Source organism: Caballeronia eucalypticola (assembly GCF_047608185.1).
GTDB lineage: Bacteria > Pseudomonadota > Gammaproteobacteria > Burkholderiales > Burkholderiaceae > Caballeronia.
In genome coordinates this window covers 176,181-196,515 of the sequence record NZ_JBLKRU010000012.1, presented here as the reverse complement: position 1 = coordinate 196,515, position 20,335 = coordinate 176,181, and the positions used below count along the sequence as shown (strand labels likewise).

Genomic DNA, 20,335 nt, shown 5'->3' with positions numbered 1-20,335 from the left:
CATCGGCGGCGACGTTCGAAGCGCGCCCGATAGACTTTGAAACGCCTGGCGAAATATTTGCCGCGCAGCAGCAGAACTCAGTAATAGCGATAACCGTGTATGGCCGGGTTTTCACTGCAAAACGGAGACGACGGAGAATTGCGTCATCGGGGATACACGAACTGAGCCATTAATTAACTGTGACATGCCTGAGTCATCTCACCGGTGTCCCGTTAAAGCAACAGAGCAAGCGGCAAAAGTTCCACCGGCGCATTCGGCGCTAGCAGGAATCCAGAGTCGAGATTGATAATCGACCCATACAAGGAGAGAAAGTGATGGACGCCAAGCCGACCAAAATTCCGACACCGGATAAGGTGCAATGTCCGGATCAAGAACCGGTCGCAGTTGAATTCCTCGCGGAGTTGCCCGAATACGTCCGGGCTTTCTTCGACGAACAGCGCAACCAGTGCGACCCGAAGTAATTGAGCAACGTTGCTGGGGTGGGCTCAACGCGTGTGCGCTTAACGCGCGTGAGCCGTGGGCGATCTATGTGCGGACATCGAACAGGCTGCGGTTTTCGCACGCTTGAACAGCGCGGCATCCTCTTAGTCACAACGGCGTAAAGGCGCGTGGGCGTCGAGCCAAAGCCAACTGCATCAGGCCAACCAGAATGACCCTCTTGTATCGCGCAAGATGAATGTCTCAAACACGATGGGTTAAGCTGCAGATCTTTGCACGCTATCGATCAATCATGCTTTCCACTCGCATCTCGCGCACTCTGCGAACCATTGCTGCAATGGCCGCTGTCCCGGCGCTTATCGTTATATTTCAGCCGGCCGCTTTTGCCGATGGCGACGATACACCGCTCACCAATCTCATTGCTTTATCGTCGCAACGTCTCGCCTTGGCCGAGCCGGTCGCGCGCTGGAAGTGGGCGCGCCACGAACCGATCACCGATGAACCCCGCGAAGCCGCGCTGTTGGCAAGTATCGACAAGCGCGCGAAATCCGCCGGCATGGATCCCGCGTTTGCGCAAGCTTTCTTCCGGGATCAGATCGAGGCGAGCAAGGACGTGCAGAACGCACTATTCGATAACTGGCGCAAATCGCGGCCGCCTGAAGGGACACCGCCGGACCTCGCTAGCGAAACACGGCCGAAACTTGATCGCATAACGAATTCATTGCTCACCGCGCTGGCTCGCGTGGAGCCGTTGCGTCACACCGATGATTGTCCGTCGCGGCTCGCCGAAAGCATTGCGCGCTGGAAGCACCTCACACGTTACGATTCTGCCCAGAACGCGCCGCTCGAGCGCGCGCTCTCGCATGTGTGCACTGCCGGGGGCGTGGGCGCCGTAGGTTAAGCCGGCTCTCGGCTCACAGGAACGGTGGTTCCGAGCGGTACGACGATCAATCCGCGCGACAATCGCTCGCTGAGAATCCGGTAAGTCGACAACTCGAAGCTCGCCAATTCCGCGGACGAACGCAAGCGCGCAGCGTCACCCAGCGATGTTGCCGTGCCAAAGAACTGCCAACCGTCCACGACATGCCAGACTCGCGCCCCGGTCGTGGCGTCCGCCTCCTCAATGGCGATAGCACCCGGATACGTCCACGGGGCGCCGCGAGGATCGTCGCGCCGCGTTTTCACCACGCGATTGTGCGCCGGTCCGAGCCGTGCGACGGAGCGGCCTTCCTCGAGCATCGCGCCAATCTCGCCGCCCGTCGCGCTCCACTCCACGCGCCGGACGAGTTCCGCGAGCCGTTGCTCCTTCGCCGAGCGCTTCACGCCCGACAAATGCGCGCGCACCCGCTGGCGCAAGCGCACGCTTCGCCCCACATACAAAGGCACGTCGTTTTCGCCATAGAACACGTAGATGCCGCAACCCGCCGGAATCCGTTCGATCGTGTCTTCGTCGATATCGCCCGCCAGACGGAAACGCCGCGTCACCTGGTCGATATGCGCGCGCAGGGTATCGGCGGAATGAGTGGTGTGCAGGTGCTGCCAGAATTGCCAGAGCAGATCGGCGTCGGCCAACGCGCGATGGCGCGCTGAGGGCACAAGCGCGTGCCGTTCGATCAACGCGTCGAGTCCGTGCCGGCGCTCCGTCGGATAGATCGTGCGCGATAACTGGACCGTGCACAGCACGTCGGGCTGGAACTTGATGCCCGCGCGCTTGAACTCGCTGCGCAGGAAGCCGTGATCGAACCGCGCGTTGTGGGCGATAAACAGCCGCCCATCGAGACGCGCCAGCAAATCATGCGCGATGGATTCGAACGTCGGCGCGTGGCGCACCATCGAATCGCTGATGCCGGTGAGTTGCTGGATAAAGAATGGAATTGGCTGCTCTGGATTAACAAGCGAACTCCACTGCGTGACGCCAGCCGGCCCAACCTCGACCACGCCGATTTCAGTGATGCGATTCACGCCGAACGTGCCGCCGGTGGTTTCGAGATCGACGAAAACCATCGGTTCTGAGCTAACACTATTAGTAGTAACGATTGGGAGCACAACGCTGACCGCTAAAAGAGGAATGGACGCGATCCGCGCAGGACAACGGCGTATCGATCGGGCATTTTAGCTCACGTCCATTCGAGCCCCGGCAGTTCAGTACCGATTCAGTCGCGAGGCGGCTCGGCGCAAGGGGAGCTTCGCAGGCCGATTCCACATGCGCTCTCGAATCCAGGAAAACAATAGTCGTAATAATTCCGGAATAAACCGCCCCTATCCGCTAAAAGGAAATATTTACTGAGATTGTAACCATTATTATCGAATCGTAAGCGTTAACGAGCCTTGTTACCGAAATCGACTATGGGCATCATGAACCTGTACCGCAAACACTTTAAAGGAGGTCATTGCTGTGACGACCGAACTCAAAAGCATGTTTTCGTGGATCAGGACGTTTGTCGCTCCCCAGGCAGTAGTGGAATCGCATTCAGCTCTGGATTTTGACCCGGCGTGGCATGGCGACCATTGGCAAAACCTTCTGTCCTCGCCAATGGACGCTCGTCGATATGTGATGGAAGACTGGACAATATCGAGTCCACCCACATTCGATAGCAACGACGGCGCTGAATCACCCGACGCCGCGAATAAGGCTGAAGGGATGCCTGAAGAAGTGCTGGAAGCAACTATATAAGTAACGCGCACCTGAACGCGCTATGGCCATCAAGCCCGTTCAGGTAAAAAAAAGCGCGACTGGGAAGTCGCGCCGACAAGGTTTGGAGATCTTTTCCGTCAACGAAAAAGTCTGCTTCGGAAAGCAGCAGTTAAAGTATAACGGCACGTCTTCTGGTGATCATCTACAGTTCTGGCAATCATCTATTGCGGTTCCGTCAACAATCGACATTTAGGATTATTGGCGTTGTATTTTAACGATAGCGCATGTCGCAATTGCGCAACGAACGTCTGTTGACACATCGCATTCACCCCCGCCATTCTCCCGCAAAGCCTTGCCAGTAAAGGCTTAGATTGCGTTTCTTAATCATTGCCGATCGCAGAATACTTTATTGCGTAAATCGGAATGCCAACGCTGTAACACCGTCTTTACACTTCGTCTGGTCCGGAAACGACTGTGTCTTCTTTCGATACACGAAATCACCTGACAGCGCCTCTCGCAGCGCGTCGGAGTGAAGGTTTCCTTCAAGCCTGGGTTGTCAGACCCAAATTGCTCTCGGAGTTACAAAGATGAAAAAGACTCTCATGGTCGCCGCCCTGTCGGGCGTATTTGCAACCGCCGCTCATGCTCAAAGCAGCGTGACGCTGTACGGTTTGATCGACGCTGGCCTGACGTACACGAACAACCAAGGCGGCTCGCATAACTTCAAGGAAACCAGCGGTTCGGTGAACGGCAGCCGTTGGGGCCTGCGCGGCGCTGAAGACCTCGGCGGTGGCCTGAAGGCAATCTTCACGTTGGAAAACGGCTTCAGCATTGCTAACGGCACGCTGGGTCAACAAGGCCGTGAATTCGGTCGTCAAGCATTCGTTGGTCTGTCGAGCACGCAGTACGGTGCTGTGACGTTGGGTCGTCAGTATGACTCCGTGGTCGATTACCTCGGCCCGTTGGCTCTGACCGGCACGCAATACGGTGGCACGCAGTTCGCCCACCCGTTCGACAACGACAACCTCGACAACTCGTTCCGTATCAACAACTCGGTCAAGTACCAGAGCGCGAACTACGCTGGCTTCAAGTTCGGCGCGCAGTATGGCTTCTCGAACCAGCAAGCTGGCTTCGCGAACAACCGTGCTTACAGCGTTGGCGCATCGTATAACTACGGTCCGTTGAACATCGCTGCTGCTTACTTGCAACTGAACAACGACGTAACCGGTGCTGGAGCTGCTGCGGCAATCTCCAATGCTAACGGCGCAGTTGCTGGCGACAACACGTTCGTGGCAGGCCTGCAGCGCACGTTCGGTGCTGGTTTGAACTACGCGTTCGGCCCGGCAACGGTTGGCTTCGTGTTCACGCAAACGAAGCTTGAAGACGCAGTTGGCATCACGGGTGCAGCAACCGGCGGCGCAGGCGTTAATTTCACGAACAACTACGCTCGCTTCAACAACTATGAAGTGAACGGCCGTTACGCACTGACCCCGGCATTGAGCCTGGCTGGTGAGTACACGTACACGGACGCACGTCTTGATGGTGAAAAGCCGTCGTTCCATACGTTTGCTCTGCAAACGGCTTACTCGCTGTCGAAGCGCACGGACGTGTACCTGCAAGGCGAATACGTTCACGCGATCGACCTGAGCAATGGCCTGGGCGCTCCGATCACGGGCGTAGGCATGTCGTCGACCCCGAACCAAGTCTCGGCAACGGTTGGCATTCGCCACCGTTTCTAAGTCTTGTTCCAGGTTGTACCGATGTGAAAAAGGCGCCGCTTGCGGCGCCTTTTTTTCGTCCTGAGTTTCCCCTGCGTTAGCGCTTTAGATCAACCGCATCAGGCCTTCGACGGATAACGCACATCGAGGATATCGATTTGCTGCACACCCGCGGGCGTGTGCAGCGTGACGGTATCGCCGACCTTGGCCTTGAGCAGCGCACGGGCAATGGGCGAGATCCAGCTCACATGCCCCACATCCAGATTGACCTCGTCTACGCCCACGACGGTCACCGTGTGCGTTTCGCCATCGTCACCGGCGTAATCCACCGTTGCGCCGAAAAACACCTGGTCGACATTTTCCTGGCGGCTGCTGTCCACCACTTCCGCCTTGTCGAGACGCTTGGTCAGGAAGCGAATTCGCCGGTCGATCTCACGCAAGCGCCGCTTGCCGTAGATGTAGTCGCCGTTCTCCGACCGGTCGCCATTAGAGGCCGCCCAAGAAAGCAGTTTCACGACATCGGGCCGCTCGACGTCCAGCAGGTGCAGCAGCTCGTCACGCAGGCGCTGGTGCCCTGCCGGCGTGATGTAGTTCTTCGTGCCGGGCGGCACGCCGACAGGTTGTTCGAGGTCGAGGTCTTCATCGCTCTCGTCTGATTCTTTGACAAATGCTTTGTTCATGGTGCAAACCGCTCAAAATGACGTGAAGAGGAGCGAGATAGCTCCAGTGCACGGTAACACGAAGGCGATCGGCATCACAGAAATCGAGCCGGGACCCTTCCTTTTTTGGGAGAGCTTGGCTATACTCTTGGTCTCGCGTGCGGCTGTAGCTCAGATGGATAGAGTACTTGGCTACGAACCAAGGGGTCGTGGGTTCGAATCCTGCCAGCCGCACCACTTCTTCAAAGTGTTTTAGTTGTTTTGTTTCAAGCAAGCATTTCCTGCATCAGTTTTTTGTATTACTCTGCTTCATGCGCGGCTGTAGCTCAGATGGATAGAGTACTTGGCTACGAACCAAGGGGTCGTGGGTTCGAATCCTGCCAGCCGCACCAGTTTTAGAAGGGCCTTCCTCACGGAAGGCCCTTTTTGTTTGTGCGGACGGAATGCCTAAGTGCGTTCGTTGCCGGAGATCGCGTCGAGCGCGCCCGGCAAGATTTCACGGGGCGCGCGAGGCGCAACAAACGCATTTACTGCCGCGCAGTCGACCCGATATCGCCTATACGCCCGTCTGGCAACGGCGCATCTTCAACGGTTGCCGCCCCACTCTGCTCGCCAATCGGCTCAGCGCGCTCTCCAAGCAACATCTGCGAACGATGCGGAAACTCATCGTCAACCGTGTCTCCGAACGCATGTAGCAGGAAAGCCCGCAGCAACGCGATGCGCAACGACGGTCCGCGCCCTTCCACTTCCGCACCGGCCTTGCCGAATACCGCGGTGCACACGACCTCACCGCGTCCGTGGTCCTTCATCTCCAGGCAGCATACGCGCTCGAGCACCACTGATGCCGCTTCCCATGACGTCGATGGCAGGAAGCGCCCGTCCCACGCCCGGCCGCGGTCGTTGCCACGGATCGAGAGCGTCTGGCCACCATCGGTGAAATGAATTTCGCGGATAAAGTCGTGCAGCCCGCGCGCGACCCAATAATCGAGCTCGGCGCCTTCCAGTTCTGATGTTTTCATAAGTGCCCCTGTGTACGCAGAATGGGTACAGGCACGCAGGTCGCTTTCCAGTGGCGGCAAGTCAGATCAGCTGCAAACCCAGACTCTGCCGGCCGCTGCGCCACGGGGCGAACGCCAGGCGTCAATAATCGCCGCGTTCGCGATCGATCCGCATGCCGCCTTCGGTATTGCGATGATGCGGTTCGTCACTCGGCCGCTCACGCGCGATGCGCATCACGTCCGGATTCGTGCGCACGCGCCGCATGACGTTCGCCAAATGCACACGATCGCTCACCTGGATCACGAAACGCAGCACGGTAGATTCCTGCGTCACATCCTCGTCCATGGCAATGTGCACGATATTGGCATCGGCGGACGTGATATCAGCCGCCACGCGGGCAAACACGCCCTTGGACGTGCTCACAAGCACCTTGATGGCGACATCGAACAGACGGCCTGGCTGCGGTGCCCAGGCGACGTCGATCCATCGGCCCGGATCGCGCTTGTGAATCCGCTGCGCCACACGGCATTCGGTGGTGTGGATCGCCATACCCAGCCCGATGCCGATGTAACCCATGATGTCGTCGCCGGGAATCGGGCGGCAGCAAGCCGACAACTGTACCGACATGCCTTCGGTACCAGTGATCACAACCGGCGGCGCGGTGTTCGTGCTGAAGCTTTCGCGCGGGGAATCGTCGTCGTCGCGGCCAGTCATCAGCACTTCGATGCGCTTCGCCATGACCGCGGCCACGCGCCGGCCAAGGCCGATATCCGCGAAAATTTCCTGACGGCTCTTATTGCCCGTCCATTGCGCCAGTTTTTCCCACGCTTCCGGCGTCACTTCCGACAACGCCAATCCATAACTCTTGAGGCACTGATCGACCAGCCGTTCGCCCAGTTGAACCGATTCGTTCAACCGCATGGTCTTGAGATAGTGACGAATGGCCGAGCGCGCCTTGCCGGTACGCACGAAGCCAAGCCACGCGGGATTCGGCTTCGAATAAGGCGCGGTGATCACTTCCACAATGTCGCCGCTCTTCAATTCCGTGCGCAGCGGCAGCAACTCGTTATTGATCTTCACCGCGACGCATTGATTGCCCAGGTCACTGTGAATGGAATACGCGAAATCCAGCGCAGTCGCGCCGCGCGGCAGCGGCATGATCTTCGACTTCGGCGTGAACACGTAGACCGCATCGGGGAACAAATCGATCTTGACGTGTTCGAGGAACTCGCTTGAATCGCCGGCTTCGCTTTGAATGTCCAGTAGCGACTTGAGCCATTGGTGCGCACGCTTTTGCACGTCATTCAGATCCGCGCCGCCATTCTTGTACAGCCAATGCGCAGCCACGCCCGCTTCGGCGATTTCATGCATCTTGCGCGTACGGATCTGGAATTCGATAGGTGCGCCAAACGGCCCCACCAGCGTGGTGTGCAACGACTGATAGCCGTTCACCTTCGGAATGGCGATGTAGTCCTTGAACTTGCCCGGCACCGGTTTGTAGAGCGCGTGCAGCGCACCTATGCACGTATAACATTCGAGCGCGGTATCCACGACCACACGAAAGCCATAGACGTCGAGCACTTGCGAGAACGACAACTGCTTGTCACGCATCTTCTTGTAAATGCTGAAGATGGTTTTCTCGCGGCCGGTCACGTCGGCCTTGATTTTCGCGTCCGCAATGGTGCGCTGGACCGCTTCAAGGATCTTGCCCACCACTTCGCGCCGGTTGCCGCGAGCGGCCTTCACGGCGCGCTCGAGCGTGGCGTATCGATGCGGATTGAAGTTCGCGAAGCTCAGGTCCTGCAGCTCGCGATACGTGTTGTTCAACCCGAGCCGATGCGCGATAGGCGCATAGATGTCGATGGTTTCGCGCGCCACGCGACGCCGTTTTTCCGGCGGCACCGCGCCCAGCGTGCGCATGTTGTGCAGCCGGTCCGCCAGCTTAACGAGAATCACGCGGACATCGCGCGCCATGGCGAGCAGCATCTTGCGGAAGTTTTCCGCCTGCGCTTCCTCGCGATTGCGGAACTCCATTTTGTCGAGTTTCGACAGGCCGTCGACGAGTTCTGCAACCTTCGGCCCGAAACGCTCCGCAATCTCGGTCTTCGTCACGCCCTGATCTTCGATCACGTCGTGCAGCAACGCCGCCATGATCGATTGATCGTCGAGTTTCCAGCTGGCGCAAATTTCCGCGACCGCGACCGGATGCGTGATATACGGCTCGCCACTCTGACGATATTGCCCAAGATGGGCCTCATCGCTGAAATGGAAAGCGAGCTTGATCTGCTTGATTTCTTCCGGCGAAAGATACGCGGCCAGCTCGGTGGTCAGTTTCGCAATGGAAACGACGTCGTGGCGGCGTGGCTTTTCCGGTGTGGCAGTCGGCCCGAACAGATGGCGAAACGATTGTTCGAGGACTGCGTCGATGTACTTGCGCGCCGCCGAGGGCGAATCGGCATCATGAGCGGTGTCATGATCGTGCGCGTGATTCTGAGAATGAGACTCTGTGCTGAGGACGTCGTTATGCGGATCCACAGAGACGGACGATGGAACAGGATTCATGGTCGCCTCCGTGGTTAGCTGACGCGGTTAGTAACAAGTCGCGTAGACGTCCGGACCGTTAATCAGACCGGAACCTTCTTCAACATCTCGACACCGACCTGGCCGGCCGCGATTTCGCGCAGCGCAACAACAGTCGGTTTGTCGCGGCTTTCGATCTTCGGCGTATGGCCTTGAGCGAGCTGGCGCGCGCGATACGTTGCTGCGAGCGCAAGCTCGAAGCGATTGGGGATCATTTTCAGACAGTCTTCGACGGTGATGCGGGCCATGGTTGATTCCTTCTCGATATGTTCTTCATTCTACCTTATGTGACCGGAAAGCCCCGTTCACTCGGCGTGCGGCGAGTGTATGCCCAACTCCACAAACAACTGCGTATGACGGGCGTACTGTGAACCAAAACGTAGCCGTGTGGCAGCAACGAGACACTGCAATTCGCCGAGCGCGCGCTCGAAGTTCTCGTTGATCAGCACGTATTCCGCTTCCGGCGCATGTGCCATCTCGCTGCCGGCGGCCAGCAAACGCCGCACGATCACGTTCGGCGAGTCCTGGCCACGCTTCTTCAGGCGCTCTTCAAGCGCGTCCAGCGACGGCGGCAGGATGAAGATTTCCACCGCATTGCGAAAGCGTTTCTTGACCTGTTGCGCGCCTTGCCAATCGATTTCAAGCAGCACGTCGTGGCCGCTTTTCATCTGCTCTTCAATCCATACGCGTGACGTGGCGTAGTAGTTCCCGTGCACTTCCGCGCTTTCGAGGAACTCGCCGGCGGCGTGGCGCGCCATGAAGTCATCGACGGAAGCAAAATGGTATTGAACGCCGTTTTCCTCGCCCGGCCGCGGTTCGCGCGTGGTGTACGACACGGACAGACGGATTGCCTGATCCTGCGCCAGCAGCGCGTTGACCAGCGTCGACTTGCCCGCGCCCGACGGCGCTACGACCATGAACAGGTTGCCCGGATAAACACCGGCGTAGGTATTGCGTTGTGCGTCGTTCATGGCAGCGTCACTCCAGGTTTTGCACTTGCTCGCGCATCTGTTCGATGAGCAACTTGAGCGTCATCGACGAATCCGCTAGTTCTTTCGCAGCCGCCTTCGACCCGAGCGTATTCGCTTCGCGATTCAGCTCCTGCATCATGAAGTCGAGCCGCTTGCCCACCTTCCCGCCCTTCTGCAACACATGGCGCGTTTCCGCAAGATGCGCGGAGAGCCGCTGCAATTCCTCGGTGATGTCGATACGGATGCCATAAATGGTCACTTCCTGGCGAATCCGTTCCGCAATTTCCTCGCGCGGAATGCTGGTTTGGGTACCTTCCGGCGATGCAATCCCAAGCGCATCCTGCAATCGCTCGACAATCTTCTGCTGATGTTTCGTGATCAGTTCCGGCACGAGCGGCGTGACCTTTGCCACGATAGCTTCCATTTCCGTCACGTTCGCGATCAGCACGGCGCTAAGCGCGGCGCCTTCGCGGGCGCGGACATCGATAAGTTCAGCAATCGCCTGCTTGCCGCATGCCAGCACCGCGTCGCGCAACGTTTCCGCCGATACCCCGCTCTCCGACAAAATGCCCGGCCAGCGCAGAATTTCACCGGTGCGCATGCGTTCGGCATCGGGGAAAATATCCAGCACCGAGCGCTCCAGCGCGGCGAGTTGCGACAGCGCATCGCGATTAAGCACGCCGGCAATGGTCGTCTGCTCAGCACGATTCAGGTTGATGCGGATATCAACCTTGCCGCGCGACAGCTTGTTCATCAGCATTTCGCGCAATTGCGGCTCGCAGACACGCACGTCTTCGGGCATGCGGAAATTCATGTCGAGGAAGCGCGAATTCACCGTGCGCAATTCCACCGATACCCCCACGCCCGAGCCATTGGCGCCCGCGCCGTCCGACGCTACTTCGCGCGTGGCGCTGGCGTAGCCTGTCATGCTGTAGATCATTGTCGCGTCCGTAATTTGAAGGCCGTGGCGGCGTTGCTGCTTGTTTGTTGCCTGCACCGCGCGGCCAGTTCGCTTCGAAACGCCCGGCGTGTAGCTGCGCGAAATGGCAGGCAATGTTGGCCGGGCGAGGAAGCTGGCATTATCCCATTTTTGCCGATCCCACCCCTGGAAACGCAATGCCGCTGTGCAGCGCGTGCGGATCAATACGGGACGCTGCCCCGGACGCTCACTCCGATTGCGGATAAAATTCGAACCTAGCGCGATTTTTACGCGTTTTTTATCGCGCGCCCAAGCTCCTTTCACTGCGTTTTTTCACTTTGCCGCCTCCATGACCGACTCCACGCTGAACCCGTCTGCCCTGTTCAACCGCCCGAGCGGCCGTCGCGCGGATCAATTGCGCGACGTGCGCATCACGCGGCACTACACGAAGCATGCGGAAGGGTCGGTGCTCGTCGAATTCGGCGATACCAAAGTGATCTGCACCGCGAGCATTTCCGAGCGCGTGCCCGAATTCCTGCGCGGACGCGATCAAGGCTGGCTCACCGCCGAATACGGCATGCTGCCGCGTGCCACCAATACGCGTAACGACCGAGAAGCCGCACGCGGCAAGCAAACCGGACGTACGCAGGAGATTCAGCGCCTGATCGGGCGCGCGCTGCGTTCCGTATTCGATCTGAACAAGCTGGGCGCACGCACGCTGCACATTGACTGCGACGTGATCCAGGCCGACGGCGGCACGCGCACGGCAAGCATTACGGGCGCGTTTGTCGCGGCTCATGACGCGGTGACCAAGTTGCTGGCCGCCGGCAAAATCGCGGAATCGCCGATCAATCAGTTTGTCGCGGCGATCTCGGTCGGCGTGTATAACGGCCAGCCGGTGCTCGACCTCGACTACGACGAAGACTCGCAGTGCGACACCGACATGAACGTCGTGATGACCGGTGCCGGCGGTTTTGTCGAGGTGCAGGGAACGGCTGAAGGCGTACCGTTCACGCGCGCCGAAATGAACTCGCTGATGGATCTGGCGCAAAGCGGTATCGAAACGTTGATCGCCAAGCAGAAGATCGCGCTGGAGCTGCTCAATGTCTGATTCTGATGCCGTTAGCGCGCTGACACGCGTTGTGCTCGCGTCGAATAATCCGGGCAAATTGCGCGAATTCGCGGCTCTGCTGAGCACCGCGGGCATCGATCTTGTGACGCAAGGCGAACTCGGTGTGTCGGAAGCCGAGGAACCGCATGTGACCTTCGTCGAAAATGCGCTGGCGAAGGCGCGGCATGCTTCGGCGGCGACGGGATTACCTGCTCTCGCCGACGACTCCGGCCTCTGCGTGCATGCGCTGCGCGGCGCACCTGGCGTGTATTCGGCGCGTTATGCGCAGTTGCTCAACGGCGGCGAGAAAAACGATATCGCGAACAACGTGCGGCTCGTGAAGGATCTGGCCAATGAATCAGATCGGCGGGCGTATTTCTTCTCCGTCCTCGTGCTGGTACGTCATGCCGACGATCCAGAACCCCTGATTGCGGAAGGCCGCTGGCACGGCGAAGTCATCGATACCCCGCGCGGCGCGAACGGCTTCGGCTATGACGCGCATTTCCTTGTGCCATTGCTCGGACAAACCGCCGCCGAACTCGATCCCGCCGTGAAGAACGCAAGCAGCCATCGGGCGATTGCGCTTCGCCAATTGCTCGCGCGGCTGAAGGAAATATCGTGACGGCTGGTTCGAGCGGTCCCCAGGCGATCAACGTGGTCAAGGCGTTCACGTCGCCGGGCAGTATTCGGCTGACGTCGCTGCCGCCACTGTCGTTGTACGTACATTTCCCATGGTGCGTGCGCAAATGCCCGTATTGCGATTTCAACTCGCACGAGTGGAAGGGCGAGACGTTTCCTGAGGATCGTTATCTCGATGCCTTGCGCGCCGATCTCGAGCGCGCGTTGCCGATGGTCTGGGGCCGCCAGGTGCACACCATTTTCATTGGCGGCGGGACGCCTAGTTTGCTGTCGGCGAAAGGACTGGACCGCCTTCTCTCCGATGCCCGAGCGCTGCTGCCGCTCGATGCCGACGCCGAGATCACACTCGAAGCCAACCCCGGCACCTTCGAAGCCGCGAAGTTCGCGCAATTTCGGGCAAGCGGTGTGAACCGTTTATCGATAGGAATCCAAAGTTTTAACGAACAACATCTGAAGGCGCTTGGCCGGATTCACGATGCAACGCAAGCGCGTCAGGCAGTGGAAATAGCGGCGAAGAACTTCGATAACTTCAACCTCGACCTCATGTTCGCGCTGCCGAAGCAGACGCTGGATGAATGCCGCGCGGATATCGAAACAGCGATCAGTTTCGCGCCGCCGCATTTATCGCTGTATCACCTGACGCTCGAGCCGAACACGATGTTCGCGAAGTACCCGCCGCCCGTTCCCGACGACGACGCTTCCGCCGACATGCAGGACTGGATTCATGAGCGCACGGCGTCAGCCGGTTACGAGCGCTACGAAGTGTCGGCCTATGCGAAACCGCACAGCAAGAGCCAGCACAACCTGAACTACTGGCGCTTTGGCGACTATCTCGGCATTGGTGCGGGCGCACATACGAAGCTGTCGTTCCCGCAAAAAATCGTGCGTCAGGTTCGATACAAACATCCAGGAACGTACATGGATGAAGCGCTTGGCGGCGCGGCGATACAGGAAGAGCACGAAGTCGGGCCGCGCGACTTGCCCTTCGAATTCATGCTGAACACGTTGCGGCTAGTGGAAGGATTTCCAGTGCATTCGTTCAATGAACGAACCGGACTCGCGATGTCCGCGATCGAGCCGGGACTGGTCGAAGCGGAACGCCGTGGCTTGATTACGCGCGATATCGAACGCATTGCGCCTACGCAGCGCGGCCAGGATTTTCTCAACGACTTGCAAGCGCTCTTTCTCCGGGACACGCCGTCGATAAACATCAAGGAAGTTCGTTAAATTGGACGCGCCCGCCCCTGGCCTGACCACCGGCTCCGTCATGCGTCACCGTCCCTTCGCGCTCTTCTGGAGCGCGCGGGTGATGTCATCGGTTGCGTTCCAGATGATGTCGGTTGCTATCGGCTGGCAGATCTACTCGATCACGCACAGCGCGTTCGCACTCGGGCTCGTCGGTCTCTCGCAATTCCTGCCGATGTTCTTGCTCACGCTGGTCGTCGGCCATGTCGCGGATCGCTACGACCGGCGCACGATCGCGTTCGTCTGTCAGGCAATCCAGGGCGTGGCCGCGCTGACGCTGTGCATCGCCACGTGGCGCGGGGTCACCAGCCAGGAACTGATCTATGTGATCGCTGCAATCGCTGGATCGGCGCGCGCGTTCGAGTCGCCATCAATGGCCGCGCTTTTGCCTAACCTGATTCCGCGCTCGCAATTGCAGTACGCGACCGCGTGGTCGACATCGGCGAACCAGACCGCACAGATCCTCGGACCGGCGATGGGTGGTCTGCTTTACGGGCTCGGGGCGCTGACGGTGTACGGCGCGGTTGCCGTGGCGTTCATCGGGGCGGCGGCTGTGTTGTCATCGATAAAAATTGAACAAGTGGTGCGCATACGCACGCCCCTGACGTTTGAGTCGCTCTTTTCCGGCATCGCCTTCATCCGGCGCAAGCCTGTCATTTTGGGCGCGTTATCGCTGGATCTGTTCGCGGTGTTGCTTGGCGGCGCCACGGCGTTACTGCCTGTTTTCGCGCACGATATCCTGCACGCCGGGCCGTGGGCGCTCGGCGTCTTGCGCGCGGCACCTGCCGTCGGTGCGCTGATCGGATCAATTTATCTCGCGCATTTTCCGCTGCGACAGCGCGCCGGAACGGCGTTGTTCGGCGGCGTGATCGCGTTTGGCATTGCGACGATTGTGTTCGGGTTATCGCGGAACCTGTACGTTTCGCTGATCGCGCTGGCCGCGCTAGGCGCCTCCGATGTCATCAGCGTGGTCGTGCGCATGTCGCTCGTTCAGCTTCAAACGCCCGACGATATGCGAGGACGCGTGGGCGCCATCAATTCGCTGTTTATCGGGACATCGAATCAGTTGGGCGAGTTCGAGTCGGGGATGACGGCGGGGTTGTTCGGCGCGGTGCCAGCGGTGCTGATTGGCGGCGTAGGAACGATCGCCGTTGCGTTGTTATGGATGCGATTGTTTCCCGGTTTGCGCGCGACCAGGTCGCTGGAAGGTTAAGTCGGTTTTGCCTGCTGGACGGCGGGGAAAGTTGCGCTACAATACGCGCCTTGCCGGAAAGGTGCGACGCGGTTGGAGCGCGCATTTCTTGTAGTTGCTGTGCGTGAAAGTTTGTCTGTAAAGCGTGGAAGCGTGGCCGAGCGGTTTAAGGCACTAGTCTTGAAAACTAGCGACGGGGTGACTCGTCCGTGAGTTCGAATCTCACCGCTTCCGCCAAAAACCGGCATTCCGGCTTGTCTGCAATCCTCTGCTGCAAAATTCCTCTCGCTTTCCCATTTAGGCACGTCACACCGCCAGTTCGTCTGGTGAGTGGGTTTTGAGCCAATCCGCCAGCGCGGCATTCAATCGCGATTGCCAACGCGGCCCTGTCGCGCGAAACGCTTCGAGTACGTCGTTATCCAAGCGAACCGTCGTCGGTGTTTTCGTGCTTCCCAACGGTCTTCCTCGCCGGACTATTTGCTTGCCGTTGCGCAAGTCCGCACCCGCGATCCAGTCGTCGGTGATTTCAGGCGCGTCGTCGGGATCAACCCAAGTGCGCGGCGATTTTTTTAGTTTCGCGGTCATTTGCTTTCCTCATGCTTATGATGCGGCGATCCTCGCCGCGAGGCGTCCAGAACAACACGACGATCCGGCCATCCAACCAGCCCGCCGTCGTGAATCGTTGCTCCCCATAATTGCGGCGCAAATCTGGCTGCGTCAGCGTCATGCCCGCAAAAACCTGCGAAGCAAGCTCGAATCCAGTCCGCGCTCATCGAGAGTTTTGGCGCGCTTCACTGTCGTAGATAATTCCCAACGAATTATTGTACTAACAGAAATAAAAATGCAAGGTCATTTTTTGTTAGTACAAACTAGCGGCACGATTATTAAAAAACCCGCAATGTCTCCGATGCGGGTTTTAACTGACCAAGCGTACGCGCCAAACCTCACCCCACGTCCGGCTCGCCCTCCCCCGGCTTCTTTCCAGGCTTATCGCTTGGGGCCTGCGTACGGTCGTCATCGGCGCGATCCGGCATCTTGCTTGCCTCGTTATCGCTGTGCTCGGCGGGCTTCGGGTTTTTCACATCAACGGATTCGTTGCTCATGGTCTTCTCCTTGCGCATCAAAATGCAGTGGACATGCAAAATGGGGCAGCAAGACGCGGACCAGCCGCGTATTGTTAGGTATGAGTGCAACGAATTCGTGGAGCCTCGCCCGTCATGACCTCCAATTTTAAAATTGCGCGCATCGCGCTCACCTTATCGATTGCGGCAACCATCGCCGCCTGCACGATCACGCCGCCGCCCAGCGCGCTCGAACCCAAACCAGCCGCCGCCGTCAGCGGCGCTACGCTCGATCAGTACAAGGTGCGCGTCGCGCGACACATCTTCGAGCGCAATCCGTCGCTGGTACTCAAAGGCACGCCGCAAGCAATGCTGCGCTCGCTCGTCGTGGTCGCATTCACCGTGGATCGCAACGGCCGTGTAATCCGGTCGTCGGTTTATCGGACCAATGGCGACGACGAAGCCGAAGCCACCGCCCTCGCGTCGCTGCGGCGATCGTCGCCATTGCCCACGCCGCCCGCGCGTCTGCTCGACGGCAACGGCCAGCTCGATTTGTTCGAAGACTGGCTCTTCAACGATAACGGCCAGTTCCAGCTACGCAGCGTCCATTCACCGCAGGCGACAACCATCGATTAAGCGGAGCTAAGTGGAACTATTGGTGCATTCATCAACAAGGTTTCCTTGCCCGCCGCGGCGCACGGTCGTTATAATTTTTGATACCCCCCGCCGGCCATGCCGGCAAAGCCGTCGCTGCCGCCCATCCAGCGCTTGATCGACGCGCCTGACCGGTCGACTCCGCGACACACCGCGCGCAGTCCAACGCCGTTCGCTTATATCGCCACACCACGCAACGCTGCGCACTGAATACAAAATGTCCCGACGCGCGTCCCCATTCCCGGGCGCGACACGAAGGGCGAACCGGAGACGTCATGTCATCAGCCTCACCCTCGGGCTCCTTACCCGCATCGCCTGCCAGCGACGCGAAGATGAGCAGTTCCCGCGTGATCTTCGCGAGTTTTATCGGCACGGCGATCGAGTTCTACGATTTCTATGTCTACGCGACCGCCGCCGCGCTAGTTATCGGCCCGGTCTTTTTCCCGCATAGCTCGCCCGCGGCGCAAGCGTTGTCGGCGTTCGTCACGTTCGGCATCGCGTTTATCGCGCGGCCGATCGGCTCGTTTATCTTCGGCCATTTCGGCGATCGCATCGGGCGAAAATCAACGCTCGTCGCCTCACTGCTCGTGATGGGCGTGTCGACCACACTGATTGGCTTTGTTCCCGGCTACGCGTCCATCGGCAGTCTGGCGCCAGTGCTGCTGTGCATCTTGCGCTTCGGCCAGGGCATCGGGCTCGGCGGAGAATGGGGCGGTGCAGCGCTCCTCGCCACCGAATACGCGCCGCAAAACAAGCGCGGCTGGTTCGGCATGTTCCCGCAACTCGGGCCGTCGGTGGGGTTCCTGGCATCGAATGGATTGTTCTTCGGATTGGCGCTCTCGCTCACCGACGAACAGTTCCGTAGTTGGGGCTGGCGCGTTCCGTTCATCGTGAGCGCGGTGCTGGTGGCGCTCGGACTTTACGTGCGCCTGAAAATTGCCGAAACCCCGGCGTTCCGCGAGGCGATCGAGAAAAAGGAACGCGTGCGCGTGCCTATCGCGACGTTGTTCAGCCAATACCTGAAACCGACGCTGTTCGGCGCGATCGCGATGATCGTCTGCTACACGCTGTTCTACATTTCGACGGTATTTTCCCTGTCATACGGCGTCTCGACGCTGCATTTCACGCGCGAGAAATTCCTCGGCCTGCTGTGTTTCGCGGTAATTTTCATGGCGATCGCGACGCCGCTTTCTGCATTGGCCAGCGATAAATTCGGCCGGCGTCCAGTGCTGATCGTGGGTTGCATCGCGGCCATCTTGTCCGGCTTCACGATGGCCCCGCTGCTCGGCAGCGGCAACACCTTCGCAGTGGCGCTGTTTCTCACCATCGAACTGTTCCTGATGGGCGTGACGTTTGCCCCGATGGGCGCGCTGCTGCCCGAGTTGTTCCCGACTAACGTGCGTTATACCGGCGCGGGCGTCGCGTATAACGTGGGCGGGATTCTGGGGGCATCGGTGGCGCCGTACATTGCGCAATTGCTGGCGAATCGCGGCGGTTTAGCGTGGGTCGGCGGGTACGTGTCGGTCGCGGCAGCGATCAGCCTGCTCGGTGTGCTGTGCATGCGGGAAACGCGGGATATCAAGCTTTCCTAGCACTGATTGCGTGCCGGCGAGACTTTGTGGAGCTCACCGGCACGCATGGTTCAAACTCCTCACCGGTCGCGCCGATGTGTCGCGTGCAACGGCACCGGTTGCCGTTTCGGCAGTCGGGCCCGTTGCGCCTCTTTACGGTCGCGCCAGAAGGCCGCAAGCCAGATCAGGCTGCCAATCGCGATAGCGTCGCCGCCCAGCCCCGCTATCCACTGGAATTGGCCGAACGACACGAGCCGCAAAGCGGTATCGATGACCAGCGACATGCACGCGCCCGCAATAAAACACACGAGTCCTTGCTTGCCGATGTTCACCACGCTCGGCATACTCTTCGCCAGCGCCTTGATCCATCCGGCGTGCACCGCCTGAGCAAACAGCCACGCGATCACGACAAAACTCACAATCCGCAAGCTCGCCAGGTTCTGCTTCATGTATCCGGGCGGCGCTTGCGTCTCCAGGAACAGCTTCGCGAACGCGAACGTCAGGAACACGACAATCGCCGCCCGCGTCATCCAGAGCGCGGTTTTCGAATCGTGGAATTCAGCGGGAATTGGCTGGACGCGCGCCAGGATGCCGAGCGCGAACATCAGTTGCCATGCAAACGGGTTGAACGACCACCCTTCCGCGTAAGCCGACGGCAGCCATTGCGCGAGCGATGACGCAAAAAGCCACACGCCAAGGCTCCCGAACAGCACGACAACCGGCTTGCGTTCAGCCAATGGCACCACAAACGGCACAGCGAGCGCGAACATGGCGTACATAGGCAACACGGCCGATAAATACGGCTGATGCCGCAACGTAGCGACATCGAACGTGAGACCCAGCGGCCGGGCCAGGAACGATGGCCATTCAGTGATCTGCAGCATCGGGGTGTCGACACGCATCCACATCAACAGCGCCCCGCCGAGCAACATCATCACGGCGGTAAAGAGGTACGCGCGATAAATCTCCCAGCTGCGTTTCAGAAAGCGGAGTCGCGCGGCCCCGTGACTCCGGTTCACCGCAAGCGTTGTATAAGCGGCTGCCGATGCATATCCCCCCAGGAACACGAATACCTCTGCGGAATCGCAGAACGCATAACTATGGAGTGTAAATTTGGACAGCACGCTTCCCGAAATGTGATCGACGGCAATGATCAGCAGCACGACTCCCCGGAAGAAATCCACTTCGAGAGAACGGCGATTCGGGGAATTCATAAAATACAACTCCGTGGATAAACCTTTGCCCTGCACGGGAAAACACCAATTCGGGTTAGTACGGACTGCGCCCGGAAAATTCCCATCAGATCATTAGATAAATACAGCGACCGGCGCTCGCGTATTTTTATGCAACTTGCGTACCGGCCCCTGCTGCCTATACTCAACAAACACTCGACAAAAGATCGAATATTCGTGAGGCCGGTGTTATGCGAATTCATCTGCAAAGTGCTGATGCGGTTGCGATAATTGCCATCGCGTTATTCACCGCCCTCATGCTGGCTGTGCATTTCCGGACGACGAGCTGGCGCGGAATCGTGCTGCAGGCGCTGATTGCCAACGCCGGCGCCATCGCTGCCGTGGTCGCTTTTGAAGTCATCACGACCTGAGCTTCAGTAAGCACTTCACGTCCTGCCAAATACACATTAATCGATAAAACTTTCAATCTCCCTGGCCCGTTTTTGAAACGTTTGCGAACCACCTGAGAATCATTCGAATACCTGAATAAAGCATTACCTTTTAATTACGCTCTTCTCTCCACTCTCGCCACCCCGACGAGAGTGTTTTGGGGCGCTGGCTTTTAGCTGCGCCCCGTTTTCTTTTTGAAAGCGAGTTACAGGATCACAAGCAGGGTCACAAGCAGGATTGTCAACGCCAGGCGTCAATCGGCTCGATTTGAGACAAGTCGGTATAATCGCCGCTTTGCCGACAGCCGGTCGCATGGCTCAC

At 59.0% G+C, this 20,335-nt stretch carries 22 protein-coding genes and 3 tRNA genes; 14 read left to right on the top strand and 11 right to left on the bottom strand.

Features of this window, described 5'->3' with window-relative positions:
• The first annotated feature begins 314 nt into the window (after positions 1-314).
• Positions 315-461 (top strand): hypothetical protein, encoded by a 147-nt coding sequence (locus ACMX25_RS16745; RefSeq protein ID WP_414951102.1) that lies wholly within the window; start codon positions 315-317, stop codon positions 459-461.
• A gap of 314 nt (positions 462-775) precedes the next feature.
• Positions 776-1,339 carry a chorismate mutase gene (locus ACMX25_RS16740; RefSeq protein ID WP_414951117.1) on the top strand — a complete coding sequence of 188 codons (564 nt, stop codon included), beginning with the start codon at positions 776-778 and terminating at the stop codon, positions 1,337-1,339.
• Here the strand turns inward: ACMX25_RS16740 and ACMX25_RS16735 are convergent.
• Positions 1,336-2,442 carry an exonuclease domain-containing protein gene (locus ACMX25_RS16735; RefSeq protein WP_414951101.1) on the bottom strand — a complete coding sequence of 369 codons (1,107 nt, stop codon included), beginning with the start codon at positions 2,440-2,442 and terminating at the stop codon, positions 1,336-1,338. The genes ACMX25_RS16740 and ACMX25_RS16735 overlap by 4 nt on opposite strands.
• 391 nt (positions 2,443-2,833) lie before the next feature.
• Here ACMX25_RS16735 and ACMX25_RS16730 point away from each other — a divergent pair, with 391 nt between their 5' ends.
• Together ACMX25_RS16730 and ACMX25_RS16725 are read left to right on the top strand one after the other, a co-directional pair.
• The gene (locus ACMX25_RS16730) at positions 2,834-3,112 is read left to right on the top strand and encodes a hypothetical protein (protein WP_414951100.1); all 279 of its coding nucleotides are present in this window, start codon (positions 2,834-2,836) and stop codon (positions 3,110-3,112) included.
• A 548-nt stretch (positions 3,113-3,660) separates the two neighbouring features.
• Entirely contained in the window at positions 3,661-4,812 is a 1,152-nt protein-coding gene (locus ACMX25_RS16725) for a porin (RefSeq protein ID WP_414951099.1), read from the top strand.
• 98 nt (positions 4,813-4,910) lie between these two features.
• Here ACMX25_RS16725 and greB read toward each other — a convergent pair whose 3' ends face one another.
• The gene (gene greB / locus ACMX25_RS16720) at positions 4,911-5,471 is read right to left on the bottom strand and encodes a transcription elongation factor GreB (RefSeq protein WP_414951098.1); all 561 of its coding nucleotides are present in this window, start codon (positions 5,469-5,471) and stop codon (positions 4,911-4,913) included.
• Positions 5,472-5,610: 139 nt separating this feature from the next.
• On the opposite strand from greB, the gene ACMX25_RS16715 reads away from it, so the two are divergent.
• Together ACMX25_RS16715 and ACMX25_RS16710 are read left to right on the top strand one after the other, a co-directional pair.
• Positions 5,611-5,687 (top strand) — tRNA-Arg (locus ACMX25_RS16715).
• 78 nt (positions 5,688-5,765) lie between these two features.
• Positions 5,766-5,842 (top strand) — tRNA-Arg (locus ACMX25_RS16710).
• A 135-nt stretch (positions 5,843-5,977) separates the two neighbouring features.
• Here the strand turns inward: ACMX25_RS16710 and ACMX25_RS16705 are convergent.
• From ACMX25_RS16705 to ACMX25_RS16685, 5 genes are all read right to left on the bottom strand, one after another.
• Positions 5,978-6,469, bottom strand: a complete 492-nt coding sequence (locus ACMX25_RS16705; RefSeq protein ID WP_414951096.1) for a phage protein NinX family protein — start codon at positions 6,467-6,469, stop codon at positions 5,978-5,980.
• 121 nt (positions 6,470-6,590) lie between these two features.
• Positions 6,591-9,011, bottom strand: coding sequence for a RelA/SpoT family protein (locus ACMX25_RS16700; RefSeq protein ID WP_299715770.1), 2,421 nt, complete (start codon positions 9,009-9,011; stop codon positions 6,591-6,593).
• A gap of 62 nt (positions 9,012-9,073) precedes the next feature.
• Positions 9,074-9,277, bottom strand: a complete 204-nt coding sequence (rpoZ, locus tag ACMX25_RS16695) for a DNA-directed RNA polymerase subunit omega (protein ID WP_031359151.1) — start codon at positions 9,275-9,277, stop codon at positions 9,074-9,076.
• Positions 9,278-9,334: 57 nt separating this feature from the next.
• The gene (gene gmk / locus ACMX25_RS16690; RefSeq protein WP_414951095.1) at positions 9,335-10,000 is read right to left on the bottom strand and encodes a guanylate kinase; all 666 of its coding nucleotides are present in this window, start codon (positions 9,998-10,000) and stop codon (positions 9,335-9,337) included.
• Between the two features lie 7 nt (positions 10,001-10,007).
• The gene (locus ACMX25_RS16685) at positions 10,008-10,940 is read right to left on the bottom strand and encodes a YicC/YloC family endoribonuclease (protein ID WP_414951116.1); all 933 of its coding nucleotides are present in this window, start codon (positions 10,938-10,940) and stop codon (positions 10,008-10,010) included.
• 328 nt (positions 10,941-11,268) lie between these two features.
• Between ACMX25_RS16685 and rph the strand changes: the two genes are divergently transcribed.
• The 5 genes from rph (at position 11,269) to ACMX25_RS16660 (ending at position 15,343) form a co-directional block, all read left to right on the top strand.
• Positions 11,269-12,030, top strand: coding sequence for a ribonuclease PH (gene rph, locus ACMX25_RS16680; protein ID WP_414951094.1), 762 nt, complete (start codon positions 11,269-11,271; stop codon positions 12,028-12,030).
• Positions 12,023-12,652 carry an RdgB/HAM1 family non-canonical purine NTP pyrophosphatase gene (gene rdgB, locus ACMX25_RS16675; protein ID WP_414951093.1) on the top strand — a complete coding sequence of 210 codons (630 nt, stop codon included), beginning with the start codon at positions 12,023-12,025 and terminating at the stop codon, positions 12,650-12,652. The genes rph and rdgB overlap by 8 nt, the downstream gene beginning before the upstream one ends.
• Complete coding sequence (hemW, locus tag ACMX25_RS16670) at positions 12,649-13,896, top strand: radical SAM family heme chaperone HemW (RefSeq protein ID WP_414951092.1); 1,248 nt, start codon at positions 12,649-12,651, stop codon at positions 13,894-13,896. Before rdgB ends, hemW begins: the two co-directional genes overlap by 4 nt.
• A gap of 40 nt (positions 13,897-13,936) precedes the next feature.
• Positions 13,937-15,127, top strand: a complete 1,191-nt coding sequence (locus tag ACMX25_RS16665; protein WP_414951091.1) for an MFS transporter — start codon at positions 13,937-13,939, stop codon at positions 15,125-15,127.
• 126 nt (positions 15,128-15,253) lie between these two features.
• Positions 15,254-15,343, top strand: a tRNA-Ser gene (locus tag ACMX25_RS16660).
• Positions 15,344-15,412: 69 nt separating this feature from the next.
• Here the strand turns inward: ACMX25_RS16660 and ACMX25_RS16655 are convergent.
• From ACMX25_RS16655 to ACMX25_RS16645, 3 genes are all read right to left on the bottom strand, one after another.
• Positions 15,413-15,691, bottom strand: a complete 279-nt coding sequence (locus tag ACMX25_RS16655) for a BrnA antitoxin family protein (protein ID WP_414951090.1) — start codon at positions 15,689-15,691, stop codon at positions 15,413-15,415.
• Positions 15,651-15,833, bottom strand: coding sequence for a BrnT family toxin (locus ACMX25_RS16650; RefSeq protein ID WP_414951089.1), 183 nt, complete (start codon positions 15,831-15,833; stop codon positions 15,651-15,653). The genes ACMX25_RS16655 and ACMX25_RS16650 overlap by 41 nt, the downstream gene beginning before the upstream one ends.
• Before the next feature lie 217 nt (positions 15,834-16,050).
• Entirely contained in the window at positions 16,051-16,209 is a 159-nt protein-coding gene (locus tag ACMX25_RS16645) for a hypothetical protein (protein WP_414951088.1), read from the bottom strand.
• 114 nt (positions 16,210-16,323) lie between these two features.
• Here ACMX25_RS16645 and ACMX25_RS16640 point away from each other — a divergent pair, with 114 nt between their 5' ends.
• Entirely contained in the window at positions 16,324-16,803 is a 480-nt protein-coding gene (locus ACMX25_RS16640) for a TonB family protein (protein ID WP_414951087.1), read from the top strand.
• Between the two features lie 293 nt (positions 16,804-17,096).
• Entirely contained in the window at positions 17,097-18,413 is a 1,317-nt protein-coding gene (locus ACMX25_RS16635; RefSeq protein ID WP_414951086.1) for an MFS transporter, read from the top strand.
• A gap of 59 nt (positions 18,414-18,472) precedes the next feature.
• Here the strand turns inward: ACMX25_RS16635 and ACMX25_RS16630 are convergent, their stop codons facing one another.
• Complete coding sequence (locus ACMX25_RS16630; RefSeq protein ID WP_414951085.1) at positions 18,473-19,606, bottom strand: OpgC domain-containing protein; 1,134 nt, start codon at positions 19,604-19,606, stop codon at positions 18,473-18,475.
• 209 nt (positions 19,607-19,815) lie between these two features.
• On the opposite strand from ACMX25_RS16630, the gene ACMX25_RS16625 reads away from it, so the two are divergent.
• Complete coding sequence (locus ACMX25_RS16625) at positions 19,816-19,995, top strand: hypothetical protein (protein ID WP_414951084.1); 180 nt, start codon at positions 19,816-19,818, stop codon at positions 19,993-19,995.
• Positions 19,996-20,335: the final 340 nt, after the last annotated feature.